The organism is Brachyspira aalborgi (assembly GCF_008016455.1).
Lineage (GTDB): Bacteria > Spirochaetota > Brachyspiria > Brachyspirales > Brachyspiraceae > Brachyspira > Brachyspira aalborgi.
Window position 1 is genome coordinate 2093360 of sequence record NZ_SAXU01000001.1, and the last position, 12409, is coordinate 2105768.

Sequence of the window (12409 nt, forward strand, 5' to 3'; positions counted from 1 at the left end):
ATTATAAGTCGTTTTTAAGCGTTCCTTTTTGATAAGATATATTTGTAGCTTCCTGTAAAGCTGCATTTTGTTTATTTATATCTCTATAAGTATTAAACCAATCTATTATATCGGATTTTTTTTCTTTCAAATATTCCGTTTCAATTCCAATATCTCTCAATCTAACTCCCGCCCAATATTTAATAAAATGTTCGCTTACAGAAGAGTTTATTCCCAAAACATCTCTTTCGTCAAATAAATATTTCGCCCATTTAATCTCTTCTGCGACAGTATAGTCAGTCATTTCTTTTGCAGTTTTATCAAACCATCCGTTATCGAATAAATGTTTGAATTCTTGATTTCCTTCTTTTCTGAGTATCGATAAAACATTTTTTCCCGTAGGAACATGAACATTTAATTCGTCATGAGCTATAAGTTTTATTGTTTTTGTAAATCCCGTAATCGCATCGCCGTAGCTATTATTAATAGTAAAAGTCACCAAAAATGAAAAAGGAAATTTAACGCTTTCAAGCAAATATATTCCCGTTAGCAATTTCAAAACCGCTTGCTTTTTTTCGTCTAAAGAAACTTTTGAAGCTTCTATATTGCATAAAGTATCAACGCAATCGAAAAGTTCAACTTCTTTCTCCATTCTATGTTTTACAAATTCATCATTATAAACCAAATCCAAAGTTTCCGTAGCCTGCTGAGCGAAAACCTCCGAAAGTCCATAAGAATAAGACTCCGCATGAATAACTTCTTCAATGGCGATTCTCGAATATAAAATAGACCAAATAGAACTCGAAACTATTCTATTTAAAATTGATGCAAATCCGCTCGTCACTCCGCTATCCATTAAAGTTTGATAAGCGATATTTAATTTAAAAGCCCTTTGAGCGTCTTCAGGCAGAGAAGAAAATCTTGTTTTGTCCGATTTATAATCTACCTCTTTTGAAAACCAAGTATTTCCTTCGCTCGCTTCTTTTAATTTTCTCGCAACCTCATGGCTTATAGAGTCGATTCTTATATAATGCCCGAAATCTCCAAAAAATATTTTTTCATTCTCGGGCTTTTTATCTATATCAATTACTTTCATTAAAATTAATACCTCTTCAATAAATTAACATAATATAATATTCTATTTATATTTTTTAATTTGTCAAATTTTTATTCGTTTTTGTAGTGATATGAAAGATTTGCATATTAAATATAAAATAAATCAAAAAATTTTAATCTATGGTTTTAATTTATTATTATAAAAATATTATAAAAAATATTTATTAGAATTTAAATTAAGTCGTAATAATTTATATTTTTATCTCAAAAATCATTCAGAATATGTATTTATCTATATATAATATCATATTTTTATATATTTTAAGAAAATTAATTAAATTTTTTCTAAAAAATTACAGAAAAAACTTGACAAATAAAAAATAGTTTGCTATACTATATGGTATAATCTATTTGAATATTTGGATTTAATAAACTATGAAGAAAAACGGAATTATAAATAGCGATATTTCTAAAGTATTATCGTATATGAGACATACTGATTTGATATGCATATCGGATTTAGGATTGCCATGTCCAGAAAATATAAAAACTATAGATTTATCGTTAAAATTAGGCTATCCATCTTTTATGGAGGTATTATCTGAAATAATGAAAGATATAAAAATAGAACATATAATACTTGCGGAAGAAATAAAAGATAATAATAAAAAAGTTTATAATAAAATTTTAAGTATGTTTAAAGATATATCAAAAGAATATATAAGTCATACTGATTTTAAAAATAAAATTTCGTATTGTAAAGCTATTATTAGAACGGGAGAAGCCACTCCTTACGCTAATATAATATTGCAATCCGCATGTATATTTTAATAGGACTGATTATGAATATAGAAATGAAAAATATTATAAAATCTTTTGGCGGTATAAAGGTATTAAATAACGCCGAATTTTTATTATCTAACGGAGAGATACATGCCCTTATGGGAGAAAATGGAGCAGGAAAATCTACTCTTATGAAAGTATTAACGGGAGTATATACTAAAGATTCTGGACAAATATTTATAGATAGTAAAAATATTTCATTTAATCATCCTAAAGAAGCCGAAGAATACGGAATAGTTTTTATATATCAAGAATTAAATAGTCTACTTGATATGACAGTAGAAGAAAATATATTTATTGGTAAAGAGATATATAATAAATTTGGAATTTTAGATAAAAAATCTATGCAATTAAAAGTTAAAGAAACTCTTTCTAATTTGGGAATAAATTTGAATGTAAATCAAAAATTATCCGATTTATCGGTAGGACAAAGGCAAATGGTTGAAATAGCAAAAGCTTTAATATCCGATATAAAGGTTATAATAATGGACGAGCCAACCGCCGCATTAACCAATAATGAAACGGAGCATTTATTTAAAATAATTAAATCATTAAAACAAAATGGAGTGTCAATAATTTATATTTCTCACAGAATGGAAGAAATTTTTGAATTATGCGATAGAATTACCGTAATGAGAGACGGCGAATTCATAGGAACAAAAAATATAAAAGATACTTCTATGAATGAAATTATAAATATGATGATAGGTAGAGATATTGGAGATAGATTTCCAAAAACAGAAAATAAAAAACTTGGAGTTGCTTTAGAAGTTAAATCTTTGTCTTCAAATCACTTTTTTAAGGATGTTTCTTTTAATTTACATTACGGAGAAATTTTAGGCGTATATGGGCTTATGGGAGCTGGCAGAACCGAAATTATGAAAAGTATATTTGGAGTATTGCCTATAGATAGCGGTAATATAGAAATAGAAGGTAAAAAAGCGTTTATAAAAAGTCCGCAACAAGCTATAAAAAACGGAATAGGATTTATTACCGAAGATAGAAAGACGGAAGGTTTAATGTTAAATGAAAATATAAAAAATAATGTTTCTTTAAATAATTTTAATAAAATAGTTAACGGTAATTTTTTAATAAATAATAGCAAAGAAAATTTTATAAGTTCTTTTGCAGTTAGAGATTTTAATATTAAATGCAGCGGTATTAATCATATATGCAATAATTTAAGCGGAGGAAATCAGCAAAAAGTTATATTTGCAAAATGGATAATTAGCAATCCTAAAATACTTATATTGGATGAACCGACAAGAGGAGTAGATATAGCCTCCAAAAAAGAAATATATTCCATGATGGATAATTTAGCTTCTAAAGGCATAGCAATACTTATGGTTTCTTCAGAATTACCTGAAATAATAGGCATGAGCGATAGAGTTATGGTTATACATGAGGGAAAGGTAGCTGGATTTTTAAATAGAAATGATGCAAACGAAGAAAATATTATGGTGCTTGCCACTGGAGGTTTATTATGAAAAATAAAAATATAATACAATACCTGCAGGATTACGGCTCTTTTATAGCTTTAATTTTTTTGGTTATAGTTATTGGCGCAATAAGTCCCGATTTTAGAACTGTTAATAATTTCTTATCTTTGCTTCGTCAATCCGCTATTAACGGTTTAATAGCTTTCGGTATGACTTGCGTAATTCTTACTGGCGGAATAGATTTATCGGTAGGTTCTGTTCTCGCATTAACTAGTATAATTTGCGCTCATACAATAAAAATTGGACTACCCGCTCCATTATCTATGTTAATAGCTTTAATATTTGGAATTATATTAGGAACTATAAGCGGATTAATGGTGACGAAATCAAGATTACAACCTTTTATAGCGACTCTTATCACTATGACGGGATACAGAGGATTGACAATGATTTTAAGCGGAGGTAAGCCTATTTCAAGATTGGGTAATAATTTACTTTTAAATCAAATAGGTAAAGGTTCTTTTTTAGGCATTCCTATTCCCGTATGGATATTAATTATATTTTTTGCCATATTTTTATTTGTATTAAAAAAGACAGTATTAGGCAGACAAATTTACGCTACAGGAAGCAATGCAAAAGCGGCGGAATTGGCTGGCATAAATATAAATAATATAAAATTAATAGTTTATGCCGTTTCTGGATTTATGGCTTCGTTGTCTGGTTTAATATTGGTTTCAAGGCTCGGTTCGGCTCAACCTACACTTGGCAGCGGTTATGAGCTTGACGCTATTGCAGCGGTTGCTTTAGGCGGAACAAGTATGAAGGGTGGAAGAGGAAAAATAACGGGAACTTTAATAGGAATACTTATTATAGCGGTATTAAATAACGGTTTAAATATTATAGGAGTATCTTCATACTATCAAGATGTAGTTAAAGCTTTAGTGATATTTTTAGCCGTAATTTCTGATAGAAATAGGTAGATAATAAAAATAAATATAAAAAATTTAACAAAAGGAGAATAAAAATGAAGAAAACTCTAATTATTACATTATTATCGATTCTTATTTTATCTTGCAAATCTGGAGAAAGTCAAGATAATAAGATAACGGTTGGGTTATCCGTTTCAACTTTAAATAATCCATTTTTTGTAAGTCTTTCAGACGGAGCAAAACAAAAAGCGAAAGAACTTAATATTAATTTAAGCGTAGTTAATGCTTCCGATGATACGGCAAAACAAACTAGCGACATAGAGGATTTAATTTCTAAAAATGTTCAAGTCATAATAGTTAATCCTGTAGATTCTGACGCCGTAGCTCCAGCGGTTTTAGACGCTATTAACGCTAATATTCCCGTTATAAGCGTAGATAGAGGAGTAAACGGTGTGGAAGTTACAAGTTCGATAGCTTCGGATAATGTCGCAGGAGCTAGATTGGCGGGAGAATATTTAATTGAGCTGATAGGAGAAAAATCCAAAGTCGCCGAACTTATAGGAATTCCTGGCGCTACCGCTACTATTGATAGAGGGAAAGGTTTTCATCAAGCCGTAGACGGAAAATTAAATATAGTTGCAAGTCAAACCGCTAATTTCAATAGAGCCGAAGGTTTAACCGTAATGGAAAATATACTTCAAGCTAATCCTGACTTAAAAGGAGTATTTGCTCATAATGACGAAATGGCATTAGGCGCTTTAGAAGCTATTCAATCGTTAGGAAAAAATATAGTCATTATAGGATTTGACGCTACGGACGATGCAGTTTATTCCGTAAAAATGGGAACTATGAAAGCTACAGTCGCTCAACAACCTGAACTTATGGGAGCGATAGCAGTTGAAACCGCTTTAAAAATAATAAACGGAGAAACTGTCGAAAAAACTATACCCGTAGATATTACTTTGATAAAAGAATAAAGTTAATAAATTAAACTTATCTTTATTATGGAGTAATAGTTAATTAAAAATTATTACTTCATAATAATGCCATTAAAAAGAGAGATTTAAATAATAATGAAAAAAATTTTAGTAATAGGCAGTATAAATAAAGATTTGGTAATAAACGCTCCAAGATTTCCTAAAGAAGGCGAAACAATACTTGGAAAAAGTTTTTATACTAATAATGGAGGCAAAGGCGCTAATCAGTCGGCGGCTATAGCAAAGTTAGGCGGAGATATAAGCATACTCGGAGCTGTGGGAGATGATAATTTTGGAAAAGATTTATCTTATTCTCTATCGTCAAATAAAGTTAATATAGACAATCTTATAATTAAAAAAAATGTTTCTACGGGAATAGCCTTTATTACGGTTATTGAAAGCGGAGCAAATAATATAATAGTATCTCAAGGAGCTAACGCTTTAATTACTAAAGAAGACATTAAAGAAGAATTAATTAATAAATACGATATTATAGTTATGCAATTAGAAATTCCTTTAGAGATTGCAAAATATTCTGCAAAGATTTCAAAAAAACTTAATAAAATAGTCGTTCTAAATCCTTCGCCTGCAATAAAATTAGACAAAGAATTTTTAAGTTATATTGATATTCTTATTCCTAACGAAACCGAAATAAATATAATTGGAGGAATAGATTATGTTTTTGATTGCGGAGTTAAAAATATTATTTTAACTTTAGGCAAAAAAGGTTGCGAATTGATAACTAAAGAAAATAATAAAATTAACAGAAAAACTTTTAACGCTTATAATGTAGAAGTTGTCGACACTACGGCGGCGGGAGATAGTTTTTTAGGCGGAATAGTTAGAATGTTAGCGGAAGATAAAACTATTGAAGAAGCGATAACTTTTGCAATGAAAGTCGCCAATATAACGGTTACAAGAAAAGGCGCTATAGATTCTATTCCGACTTACGAAGAAGTAATTAATAAAAAATGGAATTAAAATTTTCTTAAAATAATTTAAATAAAAAATTTTTGCAATTAATAGATTTTCATTATAGAATTATTCGATAATTTAAAAGTAATAGGAATTATTATGGAAATATCTGAAAAAACTTTGAAATTCTTACTCAATATGCAGCAAAACGAAATAAACGAATATCATGTTTATTTGAATTTGGTAAAATTCGTTAAAAAAGAAGACGACAAAAAAGTCTTAACGGATATAGCGAAAGAGGAGTTGATTCATTCAAAAACTTTGGAAAAATATACTAATAAAAAATTGAAACCTCAAAAATTAAAAGTTTTTAAATTCTTTATTTTAAGCGTTCTTTTTGGCTACACTTTCGTAATTAAGATAATGGAAGGCGGAGAGAAAAACGCCGAATATATTTATTCAAAAATAGAAGAAGAAATTCCAGACGCTAAAAAAATCGCGTTCGAAGAAGACGAACATGAAAATAAATTAATAGCGATACTTGACGAAGAGAGATTAAAATATATCGGCTCTATGGTTTTGGGTTTAAGCGATGCTCTCGTTGAAATAAGCGGAACTTTGGCGGGATTAAGTTTTGCATTGCAGAATAATAAACTTGTAGCTTTATCGGGAATAATAACGGGAATATCGGCGACTTTATCAATGGCTTCTTCAGAATATCTTTCTGCAAAATCGGACGGAAATAAAAACGCTTTTAAGTCTTCTTTATATACGGGAATAATTTATTTGTTAACCGTAAGTTTTTTAATTACGCCTTATTTAATTTTTCCAAACGATAAATGCGTTTATGCTTTAATTACTATGATTATTATAGTTATTTGTATAATATTTATTTTTACTTATTATGTTTCGGTTGCAAAAAGTCTGCCTTTTAGAAATAGATTTTTTGAAATGGTAAGCATAAGTTTAACGGTTGCAGGAATAAGTTTTTTTATAGGAATTTTGGTTAAAAACTTTTTAGGAATAGACATTTAATTATGATTAAAGAATTTAAATACAAAATTGAAATAAACGATTTTATAGATTTTCAACTTCATTACTTAAAAACAAACTCTCAAATTAAATCTTCCGCTAAAAAAAGCGTTATAATTTTGATAGCGATTTATATATTAATATTTATAGCGATTATTTTATTTTTCAAAGGCGATAATTATTTTATAATCGTTCCTGCAATTTTACTTTCCGCTTTATTTTCGTTAATACAAATAAAAACTTATAAAAATCGTTTGAATAAAAAAATAATTAAAAAAATATATCAATATGTAGATGATAGAAAACTTGACGGAGTTTTTGGCGATAAAATTTTAACTATATGCGAAGATAAAATAATTTTCAAAGAAGACAGAGGCGAGATGACTTTTAATAAATCGGACATAAAAAATATAGATTTTAGCGAGAAATCAATTTTTATTTATACCGATAATACTTCGGCTATAATTATTCCAAAAAGTTATTTGAGTAAGGAAGATATTGATTTTTTGATTAATTATAAGAATTAATTTTTATATTATGTAAAATTAATCGAATTTTTTTATTAATAAACTATTGACAATTATTTACAATATGTTATTATATAAATATAATTAAGTAGGATTTTTTATGTCTGCATCAACTCAACTCAACTCAACTCAACTCAACTCAACTCAACTCAACTCAACTCAACTCAACTTGTAGTTTAAATAAATTATTTTGGTATAATATATTTAAATCCTCGTATTACTGACTTTTATATTTTTGAAAATAAAAATATAGGAGTTAATAATACAAAATGAAAGAAACTATTTTAGATAAATTTTTAAGAAAATATAGAATAAGAATGGTTAAACCGACTATAGAAAAATATAATAATTGTAGATTATTGGATGTAGGTTGCGGTTGGGAAGCCAAATTATTAAAGTCGATAGAAAATTATATAGATTATGGAGTAGGAATAGATTTTAAACCTCCAAAATTAAAAACTGAAAAATTAGAAACTATCAAATCGGTTTTAGAAAAAGAACTTCCTTTTGAAAATGAAAGTTTTGATGTGGTTACAATGTTAGCTGTATTGGAGCATTTAAGTTATCCTGAAGATATTTTAAAAGAAATTCGCAGGGTTTTGAAAAAAGATGGAAGATTAATAATAACTGTTCCTTCAAAAATAGCAAAACCTATATTGGAATTTTTAGCTTATAATATGCATGTTATTGACAGGCTTGAAATAGAAGACCATAAAAAATATTATAATAAAAAAGATATATTTGAAGCTGCTGAAATTTCTAATTTTATAGTTGAAAAACATAAATATTTTCAATTAAGATGCAATAATTTTGCAATTTTGAAAAAGAATATTAATTAGTTTTATATTTTAATATTATTTTTACATAATTATCGGTTTATAAAGTTTGTTTTATATGTATAATTAAATAGCTATAACTTTATTTATATAACTTGATTTTATCTTAAATTCATTGTATTATATATTAAAAAAATAAACGCTAAAATCGATTCGGGGAATAAATTTTGGAAAATATGATAGACATAATTAATAAAGCTCAATTAAAGACTATAGATAAAGATACATTTTTATCTGTAAGTTCTTTATGTTCTTCTATTCCAAAAAGTATTACCGAAAATCCTAAATGGAAAGAATTGCAAGCTACGGCTAAAGAGATTTATAGAACTTTGGTTTCAAATTACGATTATGAGCTTGGAATAGCGAGAATAACGCATTCTCAAATATTAAACGAAGCTGGAATTGGCGGAAATGCAACTATAGTTAAATCTATCGATATTTTAGAAGAGAAAGGTTTTATAATAAGAGTGGAATCAAAATCGAAAAGTCATCATTATTTAATGCCTTATCAAGAAAAACTTTATTCCGAAACATGCAATTTTGAAGCGAGAGATTTATCGGCTTTTTATACCATAAGCAAAAAGAATAAAAGAGAAGAAAAATCTAAACAGTCGATTGATAAACTTTTTTACAAGGTTTGTTATAATTTAAACTGTTTAGGAATAGACGCTCCGCATAAACTGATTGATAAATATTCTTCGGATGGAGGTAAATTAAGAATTATATTATCTATGTCGGATGCAATTTATATAGCTAAAAAATATAATTTAAAGAAAAATATTGATTTAAATAAATATCTTATAGATTTATTGAAAAAAGGAAATTTAAGAGATAATATATTTGATAATGAAACAATGAATACTATAAGAAATATAATTATAAAAAATAAACAAAATATTACAGAGTAAAATTATGGCGACAAAAAAAACAAATAACGAAGAAAATTCTAAAAGAAATTCCGCTTCAAAAAAATCTGCGGAAATATCTAAAACGAGCAAAAAGCAAACTGCAAGTTTAAAAAAGAAAACGGATGGGCAGATAAAAAAAACTACGACTAAAAAAACTGCAACTAAAAAAAGCGTTGAAGTTCCTAAAAAAACCGTTTCTTCAAGCATAAGAAAAATAGAACCTATAAAAACGGACGATATTGAAAAAAAAGAAGAGAGAGAATCAATAAAATTATTGAGAGAAGCTATAAAAGCAAAATCTAAAAATATCTCAAAACCCGTATCTGTAAAAAAACATTTGATAATAAAAGACGAAGAGATAAAAGAAAATGAAACAGCTTCAAATACAACGGAAAGTTCTATTATAAATAAAGAAAACGCTAAAAATGTAGAAAAAGCCGATTATATTTTTAACGAGTTTAAGAAAAAAGAAGAAACTAAAGAAATAAAAACTGAAAATAAAACATTTAGCAAAAATACTTATAGCAAAAGCGATATATTTAAAAAGCCCGTTATAATAAGAAGTCCTATAGAAGCGGAAGAATTAAAAAGAAATATAGAAAACTCTAAATTTAATCAAAGCGAAATGGACGAAGCTATAGAAAATGCGGCTATGATAGAAGAAGATACGCCGATTGAAGATTATAGCATATATTCGAGTAAAAAATTAGAAGAGTTAAGAAAAAAAGATATAAAAATAATAGAAACTGAAGACGAAATGAAAGCGAGCGGAATTCCAGAAGTTGAAAGAAAACCAGCTCAACCTTATACCGCTCCAGCTCATTCTTCGGCAAAAAAACAAAAAAAATCAAACAAATTGATTGCGATTATAGGAATTATAATAATAATATTAGGTTTGTCTTATTTAGGATTTCAATTTTTTGGAAATAAAACGGACGCTTTAGAAGACGATTTTTATAGCACTATATCGACAAATGAAAACGAAACTAATAATATAATTTCTTCTACTACTACAAATACAAATGAAAATATTTCTCAAACTAATGAAACTGAAAATATTACAAATGAAATTTCTAAAACTAACGATATAGCAAAACAGAATAGCGATAAAGTTATTGAAACTAACGATATTAAATCGGTTTCTTCAAATAATACGATTATTCAATCGAATATCGCAACTTCTCCAAAACCAAATTTGCCTAATACTCCAAATATTCCTAATCCGCCGATTATACCAAATCCGCCAGCAAAAAATACGAATGCATATTTGGGCGGAAACACATACAGAACAAAATGGACGGATACTTTAACTTCTATAGCTTCAAGCGAACTTGGAGATGCAAGAAGATGGCCCACAATTTATGTTATGAATGAAAATATTTTTAAGGACCCTGATTCTTTGGTTTTCAATAAAGATATTAAAATTCCCGAAGGCGCAAAAAAAAAAGTTGATGAGATGAATGCGGAAGAGAGAAGGGCTTTATATAACGACTATATGAGAGTAGCCGAAATATATTTAAGTATTGGAAAAACAAATTCTGCAAATACAATGAAGAGCAGAGCGAATTCAATTATAAAATGAAAAATATAAAAAAGAAAAATATTATATTAGGATTCTCATGTAAAGGCTGCGGAACATGTTGCAAAGAAAAAGGATATATTTTTTTTAATAAAAGCGATATATCGAAAGCCTCAAAATATCTCGGCATAACTCCTTTAATTTTTATAAGCAAATATTTAGATTATGATGATTCTTTAGGTTATCATATTAAAGTTGATAATGAAAATCGTTGTCATTTTTTAGATAAAAACGATAAATGTTTAATACATAAAGCGAAACCTACTCAATGCAAAACTTTTCCATATTGGAAAGAATACACAGATAAAAACAGAAATTTAATTTCGGGTAAATTTAATAGACCTTGCAAAGGCGCGATAGTAAAGAAGTAATTTTTTGGTTATTTTGCTAACAAAAATAACAACATAAAAAAAACGGTTTATACAATTAAGTATAAACCGCAAATCAAGGTATTAGAATTTATATAAAAAATTTGAAAAAGATTTTGCTTTATGCTTTCGGTCCAAATTTCAAACCTAACTCTACGCCTATATCGAATACGCCTTCAATTTCAGATTTTTCTCCAAGCTCTGGCGTAGCTTTAGTTTTAAGCATATCATATCCTAAATATAAACCAATATTAAAAGCTAATTTATCGGTAAAGAAAATAGAATAATCAAAAGTTCCTTTAATATAGCCTATAATAGCGGGACTATAGTTATCTCTAAAAACTTTCATGTCTATTTTTTCTTTGCCTTTAATTGTAGTATCTCCAATTTTAGCTTTAGAAGACAATTGAAAAGCTACGGGAATTTTTACTCCGCCGCCAATACCGATTGCGAAAGCTCCGATATTGATTTTTGGAAGCAAGCCAATTTGGAAACTATCCATAATATAAGCTGCATAGATTGAAATTTTAGTTCCTAACTCTTCATATTTTTGAGTAAGCGCGCGAGTAGTATGAGCGTATCCTAACTCTCCCAAAACGCTTATTCCAAAACCGCTTTTAACTTGCAACATATAACCTAATTGAGCGGTAACTCCAGCGTCAAAACCTATTCCGCTTTTCCATTTAATGTCTTTTTCACTTTTGCTAGGAATGCCGATACCCAATCCGAGTGGCACATTTAATATAAACTCAAATCCGCTTGCTGCAAATGCCGATACGCTAAAAATCATCGTCATCGCCATTATTACAATAAATTTTTTAATGTTTTTCATTTTATTATCTCCTTGTATGAAAAATTTTTATTTATAACAAAATCGGGTTTCTTCTCTCCCGATAAGTTGCCAAAGTTAAAGTATCCGAAAGAAACGGATAAAGAATTAAAAAATAATTTATTAAATTTATTATGAGATTGTTTTTTAAAAAATTTAAAGTTATGCCGTTGCGTTGCGTTGCGTTGCGTT

13 protein-coding genes are annotated in these 12409 nt (G+C 28.1%); 11 read left to right on the forward strand and 2 right to left on the reverse strand.

The window, feature by feature from the left end:
* Position 1: 1 nt before the first annotated feature.
* Complete coding sequence (locus EPJ79_RS09425) at positions 2–1075, reverse strand: ribonucleotide-diphosphate reductase subunit beta (RefSeq protein WP_147739300.1); 1074 nt, start codon at positions 1073–1075, stop codon at positions 2–4.
* A 395-nt stretch (positions 1076–1470) separates the two neighbouring features.
* Between EPJ79_RS09425 and rbsD the strand changes: the two genes are divergently transcribed.
* From rbsD to EPJ79_RS09480, 11 genes are all read left to right on the forward strand, one after another.
* Entirely contained in the window at positions 1471–1866 is a 396-nt protein-coding gene (gene rbsD, locus EPJ79_RS09430) for a D-ribose pyranase (RefSeq protein ID WP_147739301.1), read from the forward strand.
* An 11-nt stretch (positions 1867–1877) separates the two neighbouring features.
* Complete coding sequence (locus EPJ79_RS09435; protein ID WP_147739302.1) at positions 1878–3365, forward strand: sugar ABC transporter ATP-binding protein; 1488 nt, start codon at positions 1878–1880, stop codon at positions 3363–3365.
* The gene (locus EPJ79_RS09440) at positions 3362–4297 is read left to right on the forward strand and encodes an ABC transporter permease subunit (RefSeq protein ID WP_147739303.1); all 936 of its coding nucleotides are present in this window, start codon (positions 3362–3364) and stop codon (positions 4295–4297) included. The genes EPJ79_RS09435 and EPJ79_RS09440 overlap by 4 nt, the downstream gene beginning before the upstream one ends.
* Positions 4298–4341: 44 nt before the next feature.
* Positions 4342–5223, forward strand: coding sequence for a D-ribose ABC transporter substrate-binding protein (locus EPJ79_RS09445; protein WP_021959699.1), 882 nt, complete (start codon positions 4342–4344; stop codon positions 5221–5223).
* Positions 5224–5316: 93 nt separating this feature from the next.
* A complete protein-coding gene (locus EPJ79_RS09450) occupies positions 5317–6204 on the forward strand; it encodes a ribokinase (protein ID WP_147546704.1) in 888 nt (295 codons plus the stop codon).
* 93 nt (positions 6205–6297) lie between these two features.
* Positions 6298–7173, forward strand: coding sequence for a VIT1/CCC1 transporter family protein (locus EPJ79_RS09455; RefSeq protein WP_208745270.1), 876 nt, complete (start codon positions 6298–6300; stop codon positions 7171–7173).
* Positions 7174–7175: 2 nt separating this feature from the next.
* Entirely contained in the window at positions 7176–7697 is a 522-nt protein-coding gene (locus EPJ79_RS09460) for a YcxB family protein (RefSeq protein ID WP_147739305.1), read from the forward strand.
* Positions 7698–7966: 269 nt separating this feature from the next.
* On the forward strand, positions 7967–8536 hold the full coding sequence (locus EPJ79_RS09465; RefSeq protein WP_147739306.1) for a class I SAM-dependent methyltransferase: 570 nt from the start codon (positions 7967–7969) through the stop codon (positions 8534–8536).
* A gap of 173 nt (positions 8537–8709) precedes the next feature.
* Complete coding sequence (locus EPJ79_RS09470) at positions 8710–9441, forward strand: hypothetical protein (protein ID WP_242002847.1); 732 nt, start codon at positions 8710–8712, stop codon at positions 9439–9441.
* A gap of 4 nt (positions 9442–9445) precedes the next feature.
* Positions 9446–11023, forward strand: a complete 1578-nt coding sequence (locus EPJ79_RS09475; RefSeq protein ID WP_147739307.1) for a LysM peptidoglycan-binding domain-containing protein — start codon at positions 9446–9448, stop codon at positions 11021–11023.
* On the forward strand, positions 11020–11391 hold the full coding sequence (locus EPJ79_RS09480; protein ID WP_147739308.1) for a YkgJ family cysteine cluster protein: 372 nt from the start codon (positions 11020–11022) through the stop codon (positions 11389–11391). Before EPJ79_RS09475 ends, EPJ79_RS09480 begins: the two co-directional genes overlap by 4 nt.
* A 118-nt stretch (positions 11392–11509) precedes the next feature.
* On the opposite strand, the gene EPJ79_RS09485 is transcribed toward EPJ79_RS09480, so the two are convergent.
* Positions 11510–12220, reverse strand: a complete 711-nt coding sequence (locus tag EPJ79_RS09485; RefSeq protein WP_147739309.1) for an outer membrane beta-barrel protein — start codon at positions 12218–12220, stop codon at positions 11510–11512.
* Between the last annotated feature and the right edge of the window lie 189 nt (positions 12221–12409).

Bases quoted from the DNA above. Each gene is read 5' to 3' on its own strand.
- EPJ79_RS09425 (WP_147739300.1), bottom strand. From the start codon at position 1,075: ATGAAAGTAATTGATATAGATAAAAAGCCCGAGAATGAAAAAATATTT.
- rbsD (WP_147739301.1), top strand. From the start codon at position 1,471: ATGAAGAAAAACGGAATTATAAATAGCGATATTTCTAAAGTATTATCG.
- EPJ79_RS09435 (WP_147739302.1), top strand. From the start codon at position 1,878: ATGAATATAGAAATGAAAAATATTATAAAATCTTTTGGCGGTATAAAG.
- EPJ79_RS09440 (WP_147739303.1), top strand. From the start codon at position 3,362: ATGAAAAATAAAAATATAATACAATACCTGCAGGATTACGGCTCTTTT.
- EPJ79_RS09445 (WP_021959699.1), top strand. From the start codon at position 4,342: ATGAAGAAAACTCTAATTATTACATTATTATCGATTCTTATTTTATCT.
- EPJ79_RS09455 (WP_208745270.1), top strand. From the start codon at position 6,298: ATGGAAATATCTGAAAAAACTTTGAAATTCTTACTCAATATGCAGCAA.
- EPJ79_RS09460 (WP_147739305.1), top strand. From the start codon at position 7,176: ATGATTAAAGAATTTAAATACAAAATTGAAATAAACGATTTTATAGAT.
- EPJ79_RS09465 (WP_147739306.1), top strand. From the start codon at position 7,967: ATGAAAGAAACTATTTTAGATAAATTTTTAAGAAAATATAGAATAAGA.
- EPJ79_RS09470 (WP_242002847.1), top strand. From the start codon at position 8,710: ATGATAGACATAATTAATAAAGCTCAATTAAAGACTATAGATAAAGAT.
- EPJ79_RS09475 (WP_147739307.1), top strand. From the start codon at position 9,446: ATGGCGACAAAAAAAACAAATAACGAAGAAAATTCTAAAAGAAATTCC.
- EPJ79_RS09480 (WP_147739308.1), top strand. From the start codon at position 11,020: ATGAAAAATATAAAAAAGAAAAATATTATATTAGGATTCTCATGTAAA.
- EPJ79_RS09485 (WP_147739309.1), bottom strand. From the start codon at position 12,220: ATGAAAAACATTAAAAAATTTATTGTAATAATGGCGATGACGATGATT.